Origin of the sequence: Streptococcus fermentans (assembly GCF_040888305.1) — a bacterium.
Classification (GTDB): Bacteria; Bacillota; Bacilli; order Lactobacillales; family Streptococcaceae; genus Streptococcus; species Streptococcus fermentans.
Map to the genome: position 1 here is coordinate 124,771 of NZ_JBFNFG010000002.1, position 18,929 is coordinate 143,699.

22 protein-coding genes, 1 tRNA gene and 1 riboswitch are annotated in these 18,929 nt (G+C 36.3%); of the genes, 19 read left to right on the top strand and 4 right to left on the bottom strand.

Going from position 1 to position 18,929, the window contains the following annotated elements; translation table 11 throughout:
• Together AB2B50_RS02945 and AB2B50_RS02950 are read left to right on the top strand one after the other, a co-directional pair.
• Positions 1–864 (top strand): XRE/MutR family transcriptional regulator, encoded by an 864-nt coding sequence (locus AB2B50_RS02945; protein ID WP_320692385.1) that lies wholly within the window; start codon positions 1–3, stop codon positions 862–864.
• 75 nt (positions 865–939) lie between these two features.
• Entirely contained in the window at positions 940–2,106 is a 1,167-nt protein-coding gene (locus tag AB2B50_RS02950) for an MFS transporter (RefSeq protein WP_320692386.1), read from the top strand.
• A gap of 46 nt (positions 2,107–2,152) precedes the next feature.
• Here AB2B50_RS02950 and AB2B50_RS02955 read toward each other — a convergent pair.
• The 3 genes from AB2B50_RS02955 to AB2B50_RS02965 all read right to left on the bottom strand — a co-directional run bounded on the left by AB2B50_RS02955 (position 2,153) and on the right by AB2B50_RS02965 (position 3,221).
• A tRNA-Arg gene (locus AB2B50_RS02955) sits at positions 2,153–2,224 on the bottom strand.
• Positions 2,225–2,332: 108 nt separating this feature from the next.
• Positions 2,333–2,716, bottom strand: a complete 384-nt coding sequence (gene mscL / locus AB2B50_RS02960; RefSeq protein WP_320692387.1) for a large conductance mechanosensitive channel protein MscL — start codon at positions 2,714–2,716, stop codon at positions 2,333–2,335.
• A gap of 70 nt (positions 2,717–2,786) precedes the next feature.
• Entirely contained in the window at positions 2,787–3,221 is a 435-nt protein-coding gene (locus AB2B50_RS02965; RefSeq protein ID WP_320692388.1) for a GtrA family protein, read from the bottom strand.
• Positions 3,222–3,249: 28 nt separating this feature from the next.
• Positions 3,250–3,347: riboswitch (PreQ1 riboswitch) on the top strand.
• Between AB2B50_RS02965 and AB2B50_RS02970 the strand changes: the two genes are divergently transcribed.
• The 12 genes from AB2B50_RS02970 (at position 3,348) to AB2B50_RS03025 (ending at position 13,786) form a co-directional block, all read left to right on the top strand.
• Entirely contained in the window at positions 3,348–3,857 is a 510-nt protein-coding gene (locus AB2B50_RS02970) for a QueT transporter family protein (RefSeq protein WP_320692389.1), read from the top strand.
• Between the two features lie 60 nt (positions 3,858–3,917).
• Complete coding sequence (locus AB2B50_RS02975) at positions 3,918–4,391, top strand: hypothetical protein (protein WP_320692390.1); 474 nt, start codon at positions 3,918–3,920, stop codon at positions 4,389–4,391.
• A gap of 66 nt (positions 4,392–4,457) precedes the next feature.
• On the top strand, positions 4,458–5,105 hold the full coding sequence (locus tag AB2B50_RS02980; protein WP_049504963.1) for a hypothetical protein: 648 nt from the start codon (positions 4,458–4,460) through the stop codon (positions 5,103–5,105).
• A gap of 71 nt (positions 5,106–5,176) precedes the next feature.
• The gene (locus tag AB2B50_RS02985) at positions 5,177–5,974 is read left to right on the top strand and encodes a formate/nitrite transporter family protein (RefSeq protein ID WP_049504965.1); all 798 of its coding nucleotides are present in this window, start codon (positions 5,177–5,179) and stop codon (positions 5,972–5,974) included.
• A 389-nt stretch (positions 5,975–6,363) separates the two neighbouring features.
• A complete protein-coding gene (locus AB2B50_RS02990; RefSeq protein WP_320692391.1) occupies positions 6,364–7,161 on the top strand; it encodes a formate/nitrite transporter family protein in 798 nt (265 codons plus the stop codon).
• 80 nt (positions 7,162–7,241) lie between these two features.
• Positions 7,242–8,516 carry a DUF2130 domain-containing protein gene (locus AB2B50_RS02995; RefSeq protein WP_320692392.1) on the top strand — a complete coding sequence of 425 codons (1,275 nt, stop codon included), beginning with the start codon at positions 7,242–7,244 and terminating at the stop codon, positions 8,514–8,516.
• Positions 8,517–8,525: 9 nt separating this feature from the next.
• Positions 8,526–8,969, top strand: coding sequence for a GNAT family N-acetyltransferase (locus tag AB2B50_RS03000; RefSeq protein WP_049504971.1), 444 nt, complete (start codon positions 8,526–8,528; stop codon positions 8,967–8,969).
• A 31-nt stretch (positions 8,970–9,000) separates the two neighbouring features.
• Positions 9,001–9,804: an alpha/beta fold hydrolase gene (locus AB2B50_RS03005; RefSeq protein ID WP_049504972.1), complete on the top strand. Its 804-nt coding sequence runs from the start codon at positions 9,001–9,003 to the stop codon at positions 9,802–9,804.
• Positions 9,805–9,807: 3 nt separating this feature from the next.
• Positions 9,808–10,686 (top strand): tRNA pseudouridine(55) synthase TruB, encoded by an 879-nt coding sequence (truB, locus tag AB2B50_RS03010; protein WP_049504974.1) that lies wholly within the window; start codon positions 9,808–9,810, stop codon positions 10,684–10,686.
• A gap of 176 nt (positions 10,687–10,862) precedes the next feature.
• A complete protein-coding gene (locus tag AB2B50_RS03015; protein ID WP_049504976.1) occupies positions 10,863–11,354 on the top strand; it encodes a DUF536 domain-containing protein in 492 nt (163 codons plus the stop codon).
• A gap of 69 nt (positions 11,355–11,423) precedes the next feature.
• Positions 11,424–12,014, top strand: coding sequence for a 3'-5' exonuclease (locus AB2B50_RS03020; RefSeq protein WP_049504978.1), 591 nt, complete (start codon positions 11,424–11,426; stop codon positions 12,012–12,014).
• An 8-nt stretch (positions 12,015–12,022) separates the two neighbouring features.
• The gene (locus tag AB2B50_RS03025; RefSeq protein ID WP_049504980.1) at positions 12,023–13,786 is read left to right on the top strand and encodes a glycerophosphoryl diester phosphodiesterase membrane domain-containing protein; all 1,764 of its coding nucleotides are present in this window, start codon (positions 12,023–12,025) and stop codon (positions 13,784–13,786) included.
• A 46-nt stretch (positions 13,787–13,832) separates the two neighbouring features.
• Here the strand turns inward: AB2B50_RS03025 and AB2B50_RS03030 are convergent, their stop codons facing one another.
• Positions 13,833–14,132, bottom strand: a complete 300-nt coding sequence (locus AB2B50_RS03030; RefSeq protein ID WP_049504982.1) for a YbaB/EbfC family nucleoid-associated protein — start codon at positions 14,130–14,132, stop codon at positions 13,833–13,835.
• Between the two features lie 364 nt (positions 14,133–14,496).
• Here AB2B50_RS03030 and AB2B50_RS03035 point away from each other — a divergent pair, with 364 nt between their 5' ends.
• Genes AB2B50_RS03035 through AB2B50_RS03055 form a run of 5 tightly spaced genes read left to right on the top strand, consistent with a single transcriptional unit; the run spans position 14,497 to position 18,683 of the window.
• A complete protein-coding gene (locus AB2B50_RS03035; RefSeq protein ID WP_049504984.1) occupies positions 14,497–15,204 on the top strand; it encodes an IspD/TarI family cytidylyltransferase in 708 nt (235 codons plus the stop codon).
• Between the two features lie 4 nt (positions 15,205–15,208).
• Positions 15,209–16,231, top strand: a complete 1,023-nt coding sequence (locus AB2B50_RS03040; RefSeq protein WP_320692393.1) for a ribitol-5-phosphate dehydrogenase — start codon at positions 15,209–15,211, stop codon at positions 16,229–16,231.
• 12 nt (positions 16,232–16,243) lie between these two features.
• The gene (locus tag AB2B50_RS03045) at positions 16,244–17,113 is read left to right on the top strand and encodes a phosphotransferase family protein (RefSeq protein WP_320692394.1); all 870 of its coding nucleotides are present in this window, start codon (positions 16,244–16,246) and stop codon (positions 17,111–17,113) included.
• Positions 17,103–17,981: a DMT family transporter gene (locus tag AB2B50_RS03050; RefSeq protein ID WP_060955664.1), complete on the top strand. Its 879-nt coding sequence runs from the start codon at positions 17,103–17,105 to the stop codon at positions 17,979–17,981. The genes AB2B50_RS03045 and AB2B50_RS03050 overlap by 11 nt, the downstream gene beginning before the upstream one ends.
• 12 nt (positions 17,982–17,993) lie before the next feature.
• Positions 17,994–18,683: a CTP--phosphocholine cytidylyltransferase gene (locus tag AB2B50_RS03055; protein WP_049549506.1), complete on the top strand. Its 690-nt coding sequence runs from the start codon at positions 17,994–17,996 to the stop codon at positions 18,681–18,683.
• The last annotated feature ends 246 nt before the right edge of the window (positions 18,684–18,929 follow it).

Here is an 18,929-nt window from a genome sequence, read left to right on the forward strand (position 1 = left end):
ATGGAAAATCTTGGAAAAGTTTTTCGTGAATTTCGAATCAGTAAAAATTACTCTCTAAAAGAAGCTGCAGGAGAGGCCTGTTCGACCTCCCAATTATCCCGCTTTGAATTGGGGGAGTCGGATCTGGCTGCATCTCGTTTCTTTGAAATATTAGATAATATTCATGTGACGATTGAGAATTTTATGGATAAGACTAGAAATTTTCAACATCATGAGCATGTTGGCTTGATGGCTCAGATTATTCCACTTTACTACTCAAATGATATTGCAGGTTTTCAAAAACTTCAAGAAGAACAACTTGAAAAGGCTAAGAGTTCAACAAATCCCCTCTATTTTGAGCTGAACTGGATTTTGTTACAAGGTCTGATTTGTCAAAGAGATGCTAGCTTCACTATGAAGCAAGGTGATCTGGATAAGGTGGCAGATTATCTTTTCCAAACAGATGAATGGACCATGTATGAGTTGATCCTCTTTGGCAATCTCTATAGCTTTTATGATGTGGACTATGTTACTCGCCTTGGTAGAGAAGTGATGGAGAGGGAAGATTTCTACAAAGAAATTGGCCGCCATCGAAAACTGGTCTTGATTTTAGCTCTTAACTGTTACCAGCATTGTTTAGAACATCTTGCTTTTGAAAATGCCAGCTACTTTGAAGCTTATATAGAGAAGATTATAGGTAAGAGCATCAAACTCTATGAGCGTAATGTTTTCCACTTTCTTAAGGGATTTGCTCTTTATCAGAAGGGGCAAAAAGAAGAAGGTTGTAAACAAATGCAGGAAGCAATGCGTATTTTTGACCTACTAGGTCTTCCAGAGCAAGTAGCCTACTATCAGGAACACTACGAGAAATTTGTCAAAAATTAATTTCCCAAATAAGGGAAAAATGAGAAACTCCTTCAAGTTTTGATACAATAGTTTCAAAATTTGAGAGGAGTTTTTATGAATCGATATGCAGTACAGTTGATTAGTCGTGGAGCTATAAACAAGATAGGAAATATGCTCTATGATTATGGAAATAGTGTTTGGTCGGCATCGATGGGAACGATTGGGCAAACCGTTCTAGGTATTTATCAAATTTCAGAGTTGGTGACAGCTATACTAGCTAATCCATTTGGAGGCGTGATTTCAGACCGTTTTTCGCGTCGCAAGATTTTGATGACAACAGACTTGGTTTGTGGGATTCTCTGTTTAGCTATTTCTTTTATCAGAAATGATAGCTGGATGATTGGCGCTTTGATTTTTGCTAATATTGTTCAGGCGGTTGCCTTTGCATTTTCTCGTACAGCCAATAAGGCCATTATAACTGAGGTTGTAGAGAAAGACGAGATTGTGACCTATAATGCTCGTTTAGAGTTAGTCTTGCAGGTTGTTGCTGTAAGTTCTCCTGTGCTCTCCTTCATCGTTTTACAATTCGCAAGCCTCCATGCGACTCTTTTACTGGATGCGCTGACCTTTTTCATCGCTTTTGTTCTGGTTGCTTTACTTCCAAAAGAAGAACCAAAGGTTCAAGAGCAGAAACCTTTTACTGGAAAAGATATTTTTGCGGATATCAAAGATGGCTTGCACTATATCAGGCATCAAAAGGAAATTTTCTTTCTCTTGTTAGTGGCTTCCAGTGTGAATTTCTTTTTTGCAGCTTTTGAGTTTTTGCTCCCTTTTTCAAATAAACTTTATGGTGTAGAGGGAGCCTATGCGACTATCTTAACCATGGGTGCAATTGGCTCAATCATCGGAGCACTGATAGCAAATAAATTTAAATCGAGCATGAATACGCTTTTATTCTTATTGATCCTCACAGGAGTAGGAGTTTTCATGATGGGCTTACCACTGCCAAATTTTCTAACTTTTTTAGGAAACCTAGTTTGTGAATTATTTATGACAATTTTTAATATTCACTTCTTTACTCAGGTACAAACCAAGGTTGATGGAGACTATCTGGGGAGGGTATTGAGTACCATTTTTACACTGGCAATTCTCTTTATGCCTATTGCGAAAGGTGTAATGACATTTTTACCAAGTGTGCAATTAGTTTCCTTTTTAATCATCGGACTTGGAGTTATTTTACTTTCGTTGGTATCAATGTTCTATATTCAAAGACAAGGGTAACACAGAAAAAAAGCAACGGCGCCGTTGCTTTTTTTGTTTTCATCAATCCACCCTGAGGGAATCGAACCCCCATCTCAAGAACCGGAATCTTACGTGATATCCATTACACTAAGGGTGGAAACTTTAATTATTATATCAAAAAAGAGAGCTGAACTCAAGTTTTTTCTAGGCTCAGTAAAAGGAGAAGTAAAAAAGGATTCAGTATTGAACCGAATCCTCTATATGATTATTTTTTCTCAAGAAGAGCTTTGATTTCTTGAAGAACTTCCAATTCAGTTGGTCCAGCTGGAGCTTCCTCTTCAACAACTTCTTCTTTTTTACGAAGATTTTGAGCTTTTTCAATTGCTTTAATCATGAAGAAAAGAACAGTACCTACAACAAGGAAGTTGATAACAGCGCTCAAAAAGTTACCGTAAGCAACCCCATTCCATGAAAGTTCAGCAATACGTTCGATTTTTGCAGCTTTCAAAGCAGGGTTCAATAGAAGTGGAGTGATGATATCATTAACGAATGAAGTAATGATAGCACCAAAAGCAGTAGCGATGATCACACCGACAGCAAGGTCTACGACGTTACCGCGGAGCAAAAATTCTTTAAGATCCTTTAACATAATCTTTTTCCTTTCAAAATTTTACATTTTAAATTATAACTTAATCATCTGTTGAATGCAAGAAATATGCTCAGTGTTTTTTAAAAACAAAAACTTTACTGAAGATGTAATTGAGGACTATAATAGTAACTTGTGCAAAAATAGTCTCAATTGTATTGATAGTATTGAGATTATCACCTACAAACTGACCGATAATATGGGGGAAACTCGTCACAAAAATAAAGGTTAAAAGCAGGTCTAAGAGGAATGTAATGAATCTTGCGGTCGTAAATTTTATCAGACGCTTGAACCAATTTTTTCGTTTTTGTTTAAAAACAATGGTATCGTTAGTGAAAAAAGCAAACAAAATTCCAGTTATATTTCCCAGAGCAGTCGCCCATAATTCTTGTTGGAAAAAGTAAAAAATAGTGATACGAACAATGATAGAAACAAGTGTAGTTGCAACTCCAAAAAATAAGTAGGAGAGGATTTCATTGTCGAAAAATCTTTTTATGGATATTTTCATAAAAACAGTATAGCATAAAGGACATAAATGTGCTATAATTGAAAGGTTGACTTGCTCAACCCTTGGTGCTTAGCTTCTTTCACCAAGCATATTTTACGCGGGTTAATCGCTAAAGGAGAATAATAGATGAAAAAACTTACTGTCCGTGATTTGGCGGATATTGCCATTGTCGCAGCCATTTATGTGGTTTTGACAATCACACCACCCCTTAATGCTATCAGTTACGGTGCTTATCAGTTCCGTATTTCTGAAATGATGAATTTCTTGGCTTTCTACAATCCTAAGTACATTATCGGTGTTACTATTGGATGTATGATTGCTAATTTCTTCAGTTTTGGAATTATTGATGTCGCTGTTGGAGGCGGTTCTACACTGGTATTCCTTAGCCTGGGAGTATGGTTGTTCAGCAAATACAGCAAAGACTATCTTTTTAATGGATTGATTCGAAAAGATCATTTCTTCTTTTCAATTCTATTTTCGATTTCAATGATCACCATTGCTGCTGAATTGAACATCGTAGCTGAAGCACCTTTCTTCTTAACTTGGTTTACAACTGCTATCGGAGAATTCGCTTCCTTGATTGTTGGTGCTATTCTTATCGGAAAAATCGGTAAACGTCTTGATTTGACTAGATAAAGATATCACATGAAATATTATTGAAAATGGCTGAACTTTGTTCAGTTTTTTTCTTTATCCATGAACCTAGAAGCTCAACAAAAGTGGTATAATAAAGAAAAAAGGGATTATTTTAATATGTATGGTTATCGTATTTCAGTTTTTGAAGTCCTTTGGAAAAATCAGGTCATTAGATTTTTGTTTATTTTTTTAGCACTATTTTATTTCTATCTTTTTTTCCAAAGAGTTAAGACATCTTTAAAAAGTGGTGGGAGTATGTTGGATCCTTTTCATATTGCAAAGGGAAGATTATACATTCACACGATTATTCTTTTTAGAAAAAGGATTGTTCCTCTAGCTGAAATTAGACAGATTGATATTGATTACGTTCGAGGGAGAAGAATGAATGGGGACAGGTATCATCTGTATTTTACAAGGAAAGATGGAAAATCTTTTACTTTTCATTTTGGGAAAAGCAAAAGAAACGAGGAGTTAGTGAAAAATCTTGCCAATGTGGCCAAGAAGTGCCATATTAAAATCTATTATTATTATTAAGAGTCGATTGCTAAAATTGGATTGTTGTCACTTGTGACAATTGTCAAAGCCAGGAGAGTAGCTAATATGAATCAACTACAAGTAATAAGACAAGATAAACAACTAAGAATTTTATGGATGCAAGAATGCGATATTCTCTTTTATGACCAGTTGAAAGAGGTTGAATTTTCTCAGAACAATGAAGTTTATTCTCTTTCGCCCATAGCCTTTGCTAAAGACGGCAGCGGGGGAGAATATGTAATTCTTGAAGATCAGAGTATCGGCTTTATAGGAAGTGAAGGCCAAGTTGGTCGGGTAGCAGAAAGCCTTGATGACTTGCTTACTTTCTTAATTCATGCTGGTTCTATCTCAGACTTTTCTTGTCGGTTACTCTACCAAAACAAGGATTTGTTGGCAAAATTCTGTCAGGGATTTATCAACAAAGCACGACAAAATTACCAGTCAAAAGGCGAAAAGTGGGACAAAGTGAGAACTCTACTTGCACAAGAGTTGGGACTTGAATTTCAGCCAGAAAAACTGCAAGAGTTAGCCTTCAATTTTTATCAATCAGCGATAAGAACTCCACTATTTACTTGTAAATATGGTCATGGTGAGAATGAATATGTCTGCGATTCTGTTTTGTCAGATATTGTCGGCTTGTGGGTTTCAGAGCTGGTAGGGTTGACTGCAGAAGAAATTGAAGCTTTTGCAAACACTAAAAACAATCAAATGTAAAGGACAAAAATTTATTTCCACTTAAAATGTTTTATGTTATAATATTAACAATGATATTTTAAGGGGTTTATATGAGTTCGTCAGAATTTATTTCAAAGATTGATTATTATTGCCATAAGAAAGAAAGTTTATTTGACCAAAGTAAGTTTAAATATGCCATTCGCTCGATGTTTGCCGGTGCTTTCTTAACCTTTAGTACAGCCGCTGGTGCCATAGGTGCTGATCTACTCAATAGCATCGTTCCAAGTGCTGGTTATTTCCTATTTCCCTTTGTATTTGCTTGGGGACTTGCCTATATCGTTTTCTTGAATGCCGAGTTGGTGACATCAAATATGATGTACTTGACAGCTGGAACATTTTTGAAGAAGATTGATTGGAAAAAAGCTTTTATCATTTTACTTTATTGTGCCTTTTTCAACTTAGTTGGCGCTCTGTTAGCAGGTTGGTGCTTTGCTAATTCATCGGCTTTTTCACACCTGACACACGACAGTTATCTTTCAAAGATTGTAGCCAAGAAGTTGGCACGACCTAGTGAGTTGGTCTTGTTGGAAGGGATTTTGGCAAATATGTTCGTAAATATTGCCATTCTGTCTTCAATTTTGGTTAAGGATAGCAATGCCAAACTCTGGATTATCTTGTCAGCTATTTCTATGTTTGTTTTCTTATCTAACGAGCATATTGCAGCCAATTTTTCGTCTTTTAGTATTATTAAATTTAGTATTGTAGCTGATCAGATTGCAAACTTTGATATTCCAAATATCCTCCGTCATTGGAGTGTTACCTTCATTGCTAACTTGATAGGTGGAGGATTCCTGATAGGTTTACCATACGCTTATCTTAATAAAAATGAAGAGACTTATGTTGATTAGCACTTAGCTCTTACTAAATAAAATGAAAATCAATAATAGAGGAGGTCGGTGAAAAAAATCCAGACCTCGATTTTTTTTTCAAAGAAGCTTTTGATAAAAACGTTATTTTCTCTGTCTATAAATTCAAACAAATTATTAGTACATGGACTTTAGCTGAAAATCAAAGAGACTCTTTTGTAAATTCATATAGAACAAATTAAAAACATATAGTGAATATATAAAGTAGAGAATTTGAAAATAAAGAGTTGAAAATATTAAATATGCTGATACAAAGCAAATGGAAACGATTGCTAAAAGTGATAAAAATATTGTAAATAGAATTAAGAAAGCCTTCCCATAATTTCGATTTTATGTTATAATATTCACAAATAAAAGTTTTAGGAGTTTATATGGTTTCTTCAGAATTTATCTCAAAAATTGAGTTTGCTTGTAAGAAAAAGGAAAGTCTTTACAGTCAAAGTAAAATCAAGTACGCTATCCGTTCAATGTTTGCTGGTGCATTCTTAACATTTAGTACAGCAGCTGGTGCAGTTGGAGCTGACTTGATTAATAAGATTGCTCCAGGTAGTGGACGTTTCCTCTTCCCATTTGTTTTCGCTTGGGGATTGGCTTACATTGTCTTCTTAAATGCTGAGTTAGTAACATCTAACATGATGTTCTTGACAGCTGGTAGCTTTTTGAAAAAGATTAGCTGGAGAAAAACAGCTGAAATCCTTCTATATTGTACACTCTTTAATTTGATCGGTGCTCTTATAGCAGGTTGGGGCTTCGCCCATTCAGCAGCTTATGCAAACCTAACACATGATAGTTTTATTTCTGGAGTTGTGGAAATGAAGTTGGGCCGTTCAAATGAACTAGTCTTGCTTGAAGCTATCTTGGCTAATGTCTTTGTAAATATCGCAATTCTTTCATTTGTTTTAGTCAAAGATGGTGGTGCTAAACTTTGGTTGGTTCTTTCAGCAATTTATATGTTTGTATTCTTGACAAACGAACACATCGCAGCTAACTTTGCTTCCTTCGCTATCGTAAAATTCAGTGTTGCTGCAGATACAATCGCTAACTTTGGTATTGGTAATATCCTTCGTCACTGGGGTGTAACCTTCATCGGTAACCTTATCGGTGGTGGGCTTTTGATTGGATTACCTTACGCCTTCCTAAACAAAAATGAAGACACATATGTAGATTAAAAGTTGGATAGATTCCAACTTTTTCTTTTTGTTTATCCATGCTATAATGAATGTAGAAAAGATGGATACAGAGGAATAATATGAACGAGATTAAATGTCCCAACTGTGGGGAAGTCTTTACGGTCAATGAAAGCCAGTATGCAGAACTCTTGTCGCAGGTACGAACAGCAGAGTTTGATAAAGAATTGCATGAACGAATCAAACAAGAGTTGACATTGGTGGAACAAAAATCCTTAAATGAACAACAGGCAAAACTGGCTCAAAAAGATCAAGAAATTGCCCAGCTTCAAAGTCAAATTAACAACTTTGATACAGAAAAAGAATTGGCTAAGAAAGAAGTGGAGCAAAGTGCTAGCCAAAGCTTGCTAGAGAAAGAAAAAGAAGTTCAAGCTCTCGAAAATCAATTGGCTACCTTGCGCTTAGAGCATGAGAACCAACTTCAAAAAACATTATCTGACTTAGAGAAAGAAAGAGATCAGGTAAAAAATCAGCTCCTTTTACAAGAAAAAGAAAACGAACTTTCTCTGACTTCAGTTAAGAAAAACTACGAAGCCCAGCTTAAGGCGGCTAATGAGCAGGTTGAGTTCTATAAGAATTTCAAAGCCCAACAATCTACAAAGGCTATTGGTGAAAGTCTGGAACACTATGCGGAGAGTGAATTCAACAAGGTTCGAAGCTTTGCCTTTCCAAATGCCTACTTTGAAAAAGACAACAAGGTTTCAGCACGTGGTTCTAAGGGCGATTTTATCTTCCGTGATTTTGATGAAAATGGACTAGAATTCATTTCCATCATGTTTGAGATGAAAAATGAAGCTGATGGGACAGAGAAGAAACATAAGAATGCGGATTTTTATAAGGAATTGGACAAGGATCGTCGTGAGAAGAACTGTGAGTATGCTGTTTTGGTAAGTATGCTTGAGGCTGATAACGACTACTTCAATACAGGGATTGTCGATGTCAGCCACGAGTATGAAAAGATGTATGTCATTCGTCCTCAATTCTTTATTCAATTGATTGGACTTTTGCGAAATGCTGCCCTTAATTCTCTTAAATACAAGCAGGAATTAGCACTTGTTCGTGAACAAAATATTGACATTACGCATTTCGAGGAAGACTTGGATGCTTTCAAGGTAGCCTTTGCTAAGAACTACAATTCAGCTTCGGTCAACTTCGGCAAGGCCATCGATGAAATTGACAAGGCCATTAAACGGATGGAAGAAGTCAAGAAATTCCTGACCACATCAGAAAACCAACTGCGCCTTGCTAACAACAAATTGGATGATGTTTCCGTTAAAAAATTGACAAGAAAAAATCCAACTATGAAAGCGAAATTTGATGCCTTGAAGGAAGACTAGGAGGATCCTATGCAGATACGAAAAGCAACCATGAAAGATGCTGAAGCCCTACTGTCTTTATACGAAGACTTGGGCTATCCAACGACCGCTTCTAATCTGTCTCGACGTTTAGAAATGATTCTTTCTCAATCACATTATGGCTGTCTTTTAGCTGAAAGAAACGGAGAAATTTTAGGTTTCTTAGGTTATGCAAAGCTCTTCTTTTTTGAAGAAGATGGATCTTACTATCGTATTTTAGCTTTGTCAGTTGCAAAAGAAACAAGACGACAAGGAATTGCTAGTAGGCTAATCGATGAATTGAAAAAACAAGCTGTAAAAGAAGGAGTTAAGGCACTGGCTCTAAATAGTGGATTAACCGCTGAACGAAATGCTGCACATCAGTTTTATCAGGCAGTTGGATTTGAAAAAGTGACTGCCGGCTTTGCCTTGCATTTAAAAACTCAGCATAGATAAATCGTGAAAAAATAGTAGAGGGAACGAAGTAATGTCTTCAACAAAAGGGAAAACCTTATATTTTAACGATAAGAGCATGGACTATGTGACCTTTGGTAAAGGAAAGAAGTCTCTCGTTATCATACCAGGGTTGGGGGATGGGATTCAGACGGTTAAAGGTATGGATATGTCTTTTTCAATCACATACCGTATACTTGCCAAACGTTACAAAATTTATGTTTTTTCTCGAATCAATGAGCTGAGACAGGGCTATACGACGCGAGATATGGCAGCAGATGTAGCAGAAGCAATGGAGGTATTGAATATTACCAGTGCCTATGTTATGGGGATTTCGCAAGGTGGAATGATTGCCCAATGGCTAGCTGTAAACTTTCCAGAAAAGGTTGAAAAGTTAGTTTTGGCTGTTACAACTGCAAAACTAAGTAATCTAGGTAGGGATAGAATTAGTTGTTGGCTGAACCTGAGTCAAACAGGAACTTATAAAGATCTGATGATTGATATCGCTCGTCATTCTTACACGACTAAATCCTTTGGAAAATTTAAATACCTTTATCGAATAATGGGAATTTTTGGTCATATTAAAGATAAACAACGTATTGATATTCAGTCTGTATCTTGTTTGAAACATGATAGTCTAGATTTTTTGGAAAAAATCAACTGCCCTACGTTAATCATTGGAACAGAAAAAGATGATGTTCTTGGCGTAGATGGTTCGTTTGGATTGCATCATCATATCAGAGGTAGCCAACTGATTATTTTACCAGGGTGTGGACATGCACTCTATGAACAGAATAAGGATTTCCAAAAAAGAGTTTTAGTATTTTTAGAAAGTTAATCAATGAACGGTATTATCAACTTAAAAAAAGAGGCGGGGATGACCTCGCATGATGCAGTTTTCAAGCTGCGTAGGATTTTAGGAACTAAGAAGATTGGTCATGGAGGGACTTTAGACCCTGATGTTGTCGGTGTTTTGCCGATTGCCGTCGGTAAGGCAACCCGCATGGTTGAGTTTATGCAGGACGAAGGTAAGATTTACGAGGGTGAAATTACTCTGGGATATTCTACAACAACCGAGGATGCTAGTGGTGAGGTGGTTGCTGAGACACCAGTATTGTCTCCTTTAGATGAAAAGCTTGTTGATCAAGCGATTTCTGGCCTTACAGGACCTATCATACAAGTTCCTCCTATGTACTCCGCTGTCAAGGTCAATGGGCGCAAACTTTATGAATATGCGCGTGCTGGTCAGGAAGTGGATCGTCCAGAACGTCAGGTGACGATTTATAGTTTTGAACGAACAAGTTCCATTTTCTATGAAAATAATCTGGCTCGATTTACCTTCCGTGTAAAATGTAGCAAAGGGACTTATATCCGGACCTTGTCAGTTGACTTGGGAGAAAAACTTGGCTATGCAGCTCATATGTCTTATTTAACACGAACAAGCGCTGCGGGCTTACAGTTAGATGATGCTTTGACCTTGAATGAAATTGAGGAAAAGGTTCAAGCTGGTGAGTTAGACTTTCTTCATCCCTTAGAGATTGGTACAGGTGACTTAGTTAAGGTTTATTTGACCCCAGAGCAGGCTGAAGAAGTGCGTTTTGGTCGCTTTATTGAATTGGAGCAAACTGAGAAGGAATTGGCTGGTTTTGAAGGTGATAAGTTATTAGCCATTTTAGAGAAACGGGATACTCTTTATAAACCAAGAAAGGTTTTCAATTGATTAGGACCGGTGGTAAAATTGCAAACTGATGTTTAGTTTAAAAAAGCTGAAAGACAATTTAGTTTAGAAGAGAAATTGTTTTGAAAAAGGGTTGAAAACACGGTGATATTTGACAGTTTTGCTTGCTTATGATAATATTTAAATAAAGAAAAGCTAGAAAACTTTCAGAGGATATTATGAGTATTGAGATGACTGTAAGTGAGATTGCTGAGGTTTTGGGCTTGTCCCGCCAAGCAATCAATAACCGTGTCAAGGAATTACCTGAAGAAGATACGACTAAAAATGATAAAGGAGTCACTGTGGTAACTCGCAGTGGCTTGATTAAGCTTGAAGAAATCTACAAAAAAACTATTTTTGAAGATGAACCTGTTAGTGATGATGTGAAGCAACGTGAATTAATGGAGATTCTTGTTGATGAAAAGAACGCTGAAATCATCCGTCTTTATGAGCAATTAAAGGCTAAAGACAAACAGTTAGCTGAAAAAGATGAACAGATGCGTGTCAAAGACCGTCAAATCGCAGAAAAAGATAAGCAATTGGATCAACAACAACAGTTAACCCTACAAGCCATGAAGGACCAAGAAACCCTTCAGTTGGAGTTGGATCAGGCTAAGCAAGAAGTACAAGCAACGAAGAAAGGCTTCTTTGCTCGCTTATTTGGAGGATAAGAAAAAACTGCTTGGTTTCTAGATATAACCAAGTAGTTTCTTTTTCAAATACAATAAGGAATGGATAAGATGGAAAAATTAAGAGATTATATTTCATTTGATTTGGAATTTAATAAACACCAAGATAAAACTCACTTGATTCAGGTATCTGCAGTCCGTTTTAAAGATGGTGAAGAAGTAGGAGCATTTGACTCATATGTTCATACCGATGTACCATTGAAAAGTTTTATAAACGGCTTAACGGGTATCACGTCTGAAACCTTGAAAGATGCACCGATGGTGGAGGAAGTTCTTAAGAATTTTCAAGACTTTGTTGGTGAATTACCCCTTGTTGGTTATAATGCAGCCAAGAGTGATTTACCAATCTTACTAGAGTATGGATTGGATTATAGTCGTCAATATCTAGTCGATCTCTATGATGAAGCTTTTGAGCGACGGAGTTCGGATCTTCACGGCATTGCAAATCTAAAATTACAGACTGTTGCTGAATTTTTAGGATTCAAGGGGCAGTCTCATAATAGTTTAGAGGATGCACGAATGACTGCGCGTGTTTATGAAGCTTTTCTAGAATCTGATGAAAGCAGAATTTTACTGGACTCCAAGAGTAGCCTGAACTCTAATCCTTTTGGTGGACTAGATTTGTCACAGTTTTTTGATTAGGAGGTTTTATGAAACCTGAAAAACCTAAAAAATTGGGTTTTAAAAAGATTTACCTCAATCTTGATAAAATCCTCTTTCTATTTTTTCTAATCTTCATGCTGGTAGACTATATTTGGTTGCCACTGAACTCATTGATAGCAGGTTTTTTACTAAGCCAGACGGGCTATTTATTTATTTCCTATAACAATGTTTTTGAAATTTTAAAACATGCGCCTTTAGTCAGCCTTGGGTTTTTAATCTTAATAGCCATTAACCTTTTAGTAGCCTATTTTCAAATTAGTCTCCTCTTTATTGGGGCTCGACACCTTCTTTATCACGAGAAACGAACCTTGATTGAGTATAGTCGCAAGGTATTTCGTGAAAGTATAGCCTTCATGAAACGTCTGACTGTTTCCAAGGCCTTGTTTATCTTCGTTTATATTGCTATGATTTTTCCGTTTATCAGGAAGATTTTTAAAATTTATTATTTTAATAAAATAGTGATACCTGAGTTTATTCAGACCTACATGGAAGACAAATACTGGATGTGGTGGATTGGTATTATCATCTTGTCAATCCTCTTCCTATGCGTTTCTGTTAAGTTGGTTTTTGTTCTACCAAAAATCTTTTTTGAAAAGATGACGGTTAAGGAAGCAGTGGTTTACAGTTTAGAAAAAACCAGAAATCATTTTTGGTTTTACGCTTGGCATCTCTTTCTCATTGTTGTCAAAACAAATCTTTTCTTTTATTTACCTTTAATTCCTCTATTGATGATCCAGTCTTTAGCAGATGGTCTCACACACCGAGAATCATTGATTCTAGCTATTTCAAACTATATTTTGATTAAAAATATCCACTATATGTCTTTAACCTACTTCTTGGTTAAGTTTACCTCCTTTTTAACTGGTGAGGAGTTGGATATTATGCCAAGACGGAAAAAGGACCATATTATGAGATGGGGTGTAATGGGGTGCGCAAGTATCTTCTTTGCGATTGAAGGCTATATTTATCTCGAAGCACCCGTAGTCAATCCTCCACTTGTCATCTCTCACAGAGGAGTTTCTAATGGGAATGGTGTCCAAAATACAGTTGAATCCTTAGAAAAAACAGCTCAGTTAAAACCAGATTTAGTTGAGATGGATGTGCAGGAAACCAAGGATGGTCAGTTTGTCATGATGCATGATGCGAACCTAAAAAGTTTAGCGGGATTAAATGTAACACCACAAGACTTAACTTTAGATGAGTTGAAGCAATTAGATATTTATGAAAATGGTTATCAGACTAAAATATCTAGCTTTGATGATTATATAAATCGTGCCAATGACCTTCATCAGAAATTGCTGATCGAAATAAAAACAAGTCGAAAAGATAGTGCTCAGATGATGGATCATTTTCTAGATCAATATGGAGCAAAAATTAAAATCTATGGGCATCAGATGCAATCTTTGGATTATCATGTTATTGAAAAAGTTACCCAGTATGATAAAGAGATTCCAGTCTATTTCATACTGCCCTATAATTCCGTTTTTCCAAGAACAAATGCTACAGGTTATACCATGGAATATTCTACCTTAGATGAATATTTTGTAACCAAGCTTTGGAATACAAAACAAAAACTCTATGTATGGACAATCAATGGTTCGGAATCCTTTGATAAGTCCCTACGTTTGGGAGTTGATGGTATGATAACAGATGATTTGGAAAAAATTAAAGAAGAGCTTGAGACCGCTCAGGAAGATCCTGAATATACGGACTTGCTTCTCAAGAAAGCAACAGAAATATTTACTTTCTAGGTAAGACAAAAGAGGCTGAATTGAACATCAGCCTCTTTTTATACTATTAGAATGGTAATTTACCAGCAAAAGCCCCTAGTTTCTTTTTAGTTGCTTCATCAATTTGCTCAAGAGCAGCATTGACTGCTTGAACTGTCATATCTGATAGAGTTTCAATATCTTCTGGGTCAACAACTGCTGGATTGAAGTCAATCCTAACAATTTTCTTGTCTCCTGTTAGTGTAGCAGTTACAAGGTTTTGGGCAGAAGTTCCAACAAATTCTGTAGCAGCAAGTTCAGCTTGACTTTGCTCCATTTGTTTTTGAAGTTTTTGAGCTTGACGCATCATGTTTTGCATATTCATCATGGTGGTATATAGCTTCCTTTTCTATTATTTTCCCTACTATTTTAACAATTTTAACTAGAAAAGTCTAATTTAAATCTAAGTATTATCTTAGAACCAACTTTAAACTTTAAGGTTTCTTTAAGGTTTCTATACTATTCTGAAGAACTCTATATTAATAGAATTGATTAGATCTTGATAGGAGAAATGAGAAAATCATTTGTATTTTATAAAAGAAAGTTCACTAGGAAGAAATAATGTTCAGATTAAGGTTTAAAAAGAGCGTTTTCTAGGCATAAAGTCTTTGTATTTCTTTCAAGATAGAGCCAGATTGTGATATAATAGTTAACAATAAGTTTTTTTTAGAATGAACTAAAGGAGTATAAAAATGATCTACGCTGGAATTTTAGCGGGTGGCACTGGCACACGCATGGGGATCAGTAATTTGCCTAAACAATTTCTTGAGTTGGGAGATCGCCCAATCTTAATTCACACTATTGAGAAATTTGTTTTGGAACCAAGTATTGAGCGAATTGTAGTTGGAGTTCACGGGGACTGGGTGACACACGCAGAAGATTTAGTTGAAAAATTCCTTCCACTCCATAAAGATCGTATCATTATCACCAAAGGTGGTGCAGATCGAAATTCTAGTATTGAAAAGATCATCGAAGCCATTGATGCTTACCGTCCAATCGCAGAAGATGATATCGTGGTCACTCATGACTCTGTTCGTCCTTTTATCACACTTCGAATGATTCAAGACAACATTGAACTGGCTAAAAATCATGATGCTGTCGATACCGTGGTTGAAGCAGTCGATACCATTGTAGAGAGTACAAACGGACAATTCATCACAGATATTCCAAACCGTGCCCATCTCTATCAAGGACAAACTCCACAAACCTTCCGTTGCAAGGACTTTATAGATCTCTATGGTTCTTTATCAGCAGAAGAAAAAGAAATTTTGACAGATGCATGTAAAATCTTTGTCATTAAGGGAAAAGATGTAGCCTTGGCTAAGGGTGAATACTCTAACCTTAAAATTACAACAGTTACAGACTTGAAGATTGCTAAAAGCATGATTGAGAAAGACTAAAGACATGATTAATCAAATTTATCAACTGACAAAGCCAAAGTTTATCAATATCAAATATCAAGAAGAAGAGATTGATCAAGAGAATCAAATCCTTATTCGACCAAACTATATGGCAGTTTGTCATGCGGATCAACGCTACTACCAAGGTAAACGCGATCCAAAAATCTTATCAAAGAAACTTCCAATGGCTATGATCCACGAGTCTTGTGGAAAGGTCATTTCTGATCCAACTGGTACTTATCAAGTGGGTCAGAAGGTTGTCATGATTCCAAATCAACCACCTATGCAGAGTGACGAGGAATTTTATGAAAACTACATGACTGGAACTTATTTCCTATCGAGTGGTTATGATGGGTTTATGCGAGAATTCGTTTCTCTACCTAAGGATCGTGTGGTATCTTATGAGGACATCGAAGATACAGTAGCTGCCATTACTGAATTTGTCAGTGTTGGCATGCACGCCATGAATCGTTTCTTGACAGTTTCTCACAGTAGACGTCAGCGTATTGCAGTGATTGGGGATGGTAGTCTAGCTTTTGTCATGGCTAATATTATCAACTATACCTTGCCTGAAGCAGAGATTATCGTCATTGGGCGCCACTGGGAGAAATTGGAACTCTTCTCTTTTGCTAAAGAGCTCTATATTACGGATAGCATCCCAGAAGATCTTAGTTTTGACCACGGTTTCGAATGCTGTGGTGGTGATGGATGCGGGCCTGCTATTAATGACTTGATTCGTTACATCAAACCACAGGGAACCATTCTCATGATGGGCGTTAGCGAGTATAAGGTTAATATCAATACTCGTGATTCCTTGGAAAAAGGTCTACTATTAGTTGGCTCTTCTCGTTCTGGAAGAGTTGACTTTGAAAATGCAATACAGATGATGGAAGTTAAAAAATTTGCAAATCGTCTGAAAAATATCATTTATCTGGAAGAACCAGTGAGAGAAATCAAGGACATTCATCGTGTTTTTGCAACAGACCTTAATACTGCCTTCAAGACAGTATTTAAGTGGAAAGTCTAATGGAGGATTATTGTGAAGGAAATCGTTAAAGAAAAGATTGTTTCTTTATTAGCTGGTGATGAAGAAATTCAGAGCGTTGAACAGTTGGGTGGAATGACTAATCAAAACTATTTGGTTAAAACATCCTCAAACCAGTACATCGTTAAGTTTTTCGGTAAAGGTACGGATAAATTAATCGACCGCCAGAATGAAAAGTACAATCTTGAATTGTTGAAAGATTTAAAATTAGATGTAGAAAATTATCTTTTCGATATTGAAGCAGGAATTAAGGTTAATCAGTACATTGAAAATGCTGAAACGCTTGATTCAACTATCATTAAAACCAAATTTGAAAAGATTGCGCCAATTCTACAAACGATTCATGCGTCTGGTAAAGAATTAAAAGGAGAGTTTGCTCCATTTGAGGAAATCAAAAAATATGAATCCTTGATTCAAGGAGAGATTTCCTATCCAAACTATGAAGCTGTCAGAAAATCGGTAATTTCTCTAAAAGACCAACTTGAAGAAATTGGAATTGAGAAGAAATCTTGTCATATTGATTTGGTTCCAGAAAACTTTATTGAAGCGCCAGATGGACATCTCTACCTCATCGATTGGGAATATTCTTCCATGAATGACCCTATGTGGGACTTGGCAGCTCTCTTTCTAGAGTCTGAATTTACACCGGAAGAAGAGGAAGAATTTCTAGCTTATTACGAGAGTGAACAGACACCAGTTTCTAGGGAAAAAATTCGTATTTATAAGATTTTACAAGACATTATTTGGAGCCTTTGGACTATTTACAAAGAAGAAAATGGTGCAGATTTTGGAGATTATGGAATTTCTCGTTATAATAGAGCTGTTAAAGATTTGACATATTATGGAGGTTCAGATGAAAAATAAAAATGGAGTTTCCTTTGGTCTACTATCAGGTGTATTCTGGGGATTAGGATTAACTATTAGTGCTTATATTTTTTCAATCTTTACAGAGCTGTCACCTTTTGTAGTAGCAGCAGCACACGACTTTCTTAGTATTTTTATCTTGCTAGGATATCTTTTAGTTAAAGAAGGAAAAGTACGTTTTTCAATCTTCTTGAACATTCGAAATGTTAGTGTCATTATTGGAGCATTATTAGCTGGGCCGATTGGTATGCAGGCCAATCTCTATGCGGTTAAGTATATTGGTAGCTCTTTAGCTTCTTCGGTTTCAGCAATTTATCCTGCAGTTTCTGTCCTTCTGGCCTTCTTTATTTTAAAGCACAAGGTTTCTAAGAATACAGTATTTGGAATTTTATTAATCATTGCAGGGATTATTGCTCAGACTTACAAGGTTGAACAAGTTAATTCCTTCTATATCGGAATTCTGTGTGCCTTGATTTGTGCTCTTGCTTGGGGAAGCGAAAGTGTTCTAAGCTCATTTGCTATGGAAAGTGATCTCAGTGAACTCGAAGCCCTCTTGATTCGACAAGTAACTTCCTTCCTGTCCTATCTTGTTATTGTTCTCTTCTCGCATCATTCATTTGCAGAAGTGGCAAATGGACAATTGTTGGGACTTCTGATTGTCTTTGCAGCATGTAATATGATTTCTTATCTAGCCTACTATATTGCTATTAATCGATTGCAGCCAGCAAAAGCAACAGGTCTAAATGTGAGTTATGTAGTATGGACTGTTTTGTTTGCAGCAATTTTCTTGGGCTCGCCCCTTAATTTACTGACCATCATTACTTCACTTATCGTAATGGCTGGTGTTTATATTATTATTAAAGAATAAAGGAGAAAACGCGTGAAAGCGATTATCTTAGCAGCCGGATTGGGAACTCGTTTGAGACCCATGACAGAAAACACTCCCAAAGCATTGGTTAAAGTCAATCAAAAGCCATTGGTTGAATATCAAATTGAATTTTTAAAAGAACGCGGAATTGATGACATTATCATCGTTGTAGGTTATTTAAAAGAACAATTCGACTATCTTAAAGAAAAGTACGGAGTTCGGTTGGTATTCAACGATAAGTATGCTGATTACAATAACTTTTACTCACTTTACTTGGTGAAAGAAGAGTTGGCTAACAGCTATGTTATTGATGCGGATAATTATCTTTTCAAGAATATGTTCCGCAATGATTTGACTCGTTCGACTTATTTCAGTGTTTATCGTGAAGATTGTACCAACGAATGGTTCCTAGTTTACGGTGATGACTACAAAGTTCAAGATATTATTGTCGATAGCAAAAATGGACGCATCTTGAGTGGTGTATCATTCTGGGATGCTCCAACAGCTGAAAAGATTGTTGGTTTTATCGATGAAGCCTATGCAAGTGGCGAGTTTGTTGACCTCTATTGGGACAATATGGTTAAAGATAATATCAAAGAACTAGATGTTTACGTAGAAGAGTTGGAAGAAAACTCTATCTATGAAATCGATAGTGTTAAAGATTATCAAAAATTAGAGCAGATTCTTTCTTCACAAAAGTAAGCAACTTTTATGAACTGATACCTTACCTATTTTTACTTGACTTTTCACGTTTGATACAGTATACTAGTGAAAATTTAACCTTTAAGGGAAGTCCAGAGAGACTTACAAGGTGTCAGAGAAAAGAAACTACGATTGAAACAAGTAAGCAAGTGCTTATTTGCTACTTTTGTGTGAATATCTTAACTGAAACCTTGCAATGCAAGGTTTTTCTTTATCTGATCCCCTTAAAATTTAAGGAGGAAAAGT

What these genes read in the sequence shown, in the direction of transcription:
- AB2B50_RS03005 (WP_049504972.1), top strand. Translation starts at nt 9,001, where the DNA reads ATGTCTTCAACAAAAGGGAAAACCTTATATTTTAACGATAAGAGCATG.
- AB2B50_RS03040 (WP_320692393.1), top strand. Translation starts at nt 15,209, where the DNA reads ATGATTAATCAAATTTATCAACTGACAAAGCCAAAGTTTATCAATATC.
- AB2B50_RS02980 (WP_049504963.1), top strand. Translation starts at nt 4,458, where the DNA reads ATGAATCAACTACAAGTAATAAGACAAGATAAACAACTAAGAATTTTA.
- truB (WP_049504974.1), top strand. Translation starts at nt 9,808, where the DNA reads ATGAACGGTATTATCAACTTAAAAAAAGAGGCGGGGATGACCTCGCAT.
- mscL (WP_320692387.1), bottom strand. Translation starts at nt 2,716, where the DNA reads ATGTTAAAGGATCTTAAAGAATTTTTGCTCCGCGGTAACGTCGTAGAC.
- AB2B50_RS03035 (WP_049504984.1), top strand. Translation starts at nt 14,497, where the DNA reads ATGATCTACGCTGGAATTTTAGCGGGTGGCACTGGCACACGCATGGGG.
- AB2B50_RS03030 (WP_049504982.1), bottom strand. Translation starts at nt 14,132, where the DNA reads ATGATGAATATGCAAAACATGATGCGTCAAGCTCAAAAACTTCAAAAA.
- AB2B50_RS03000 (WP_049504971.1), top strand. Translation starts at nt 8,526, where the DNA reads ATGCAGATACGAAAAGCAACCATGAAAGATGCTGAAGCCCTACTGTCT.
- AB2B50_RS03025 (WP_049504980.1), top strand. Translation starts at nt 12,023, where the DNA reads ATGAAACCTGAAAAACCTAAAAAATTGGGTTTTAAAAAGATTTACCTC.
- AB2B50_RS02985 (WP_049504965.1), top strand. Translation starts at nt 5,177, where the DNA reads ATGAGTTCGTCAGAATTTATTTCAAAGATTGATTATTATTGCCATAAG.
- AB2B50_RS02995 (WP_320692392.1), top strand. Translation starts at nt 7,242, where the DNA reads ATGAACGAGATTAAATGTCCCAACTGTGGGGAAGTCTTTACGGTCAAT.
- AB2B50_RS02990 (WP_320692391.1), top strand. Translation starts at nt 6,364, where the DNA reads ATGGTTTCTTCAGAATTTATCTCAAAAATTGAGTTTGCTTGTAAGAAA.
- AB2B50_RS03015 (WP_049504976.1), top strand. Translation starts at nt 10,863, where the DNA reads ATGAGTATTGAGATGACTGTAAGTGAGATTGCTGAGGTTTTGGGCTTG.
- AB2B50_RS02975 (WP_320692390.1), top strand. Translation starts at nt 3,918, where the DNA reads ATGAACCTAGAAGCTCAACAAAAGTGGTATAATAAAGAAAAAAGGGAT.
- AB2B50_RS02970 (WP_320692389.1), top strand. Translation starts at nt 3,348, where the DNA reads ATGAAAAAACTTACTGTCCGTGATTTGGCGGATATTGCCATTGTCGCA.
- AB2B50_RS03020 (WP_049504978.1), top strand. Translation starts at nt 11,424, where the DNA reads ATGGAAAAATTAAGAGATTATATTTCATTTGATTTGGAATTTAATAAA.
- AB2B50_RS02950 (WP_320692386.1), top strand. Translation starts at nt 940, where the DNA reads ATGAATCGATATGCAGTACAGTTGATTAGTCGTGGAGCTATAAACAAG.
- AB2B50_RS02965 (WP_320692388.1), bottom strand. Translation starts at nt 3,221, where the DNA reads ATGAAAATATCCATAAAAAGATTTTTCGACAATGAAATCCTCTCCTAC.
- AB2B50_RS03050 (WP_060955664.1), top strand. Translation starts at nt 17,103, where the DNA reads ATGAAAAATAAAAATGGAGTTTCCTTTGGTCTACTATCAGGTGTATTC.
- AB2B50_RS02945 (WP_320692385.1), top strand. Translation starts at nt 1, where the DNA reads ATGGAAAATCTTGGAAAAGTTTTTCGTGAATTTCGAATCAGTAAAAAT.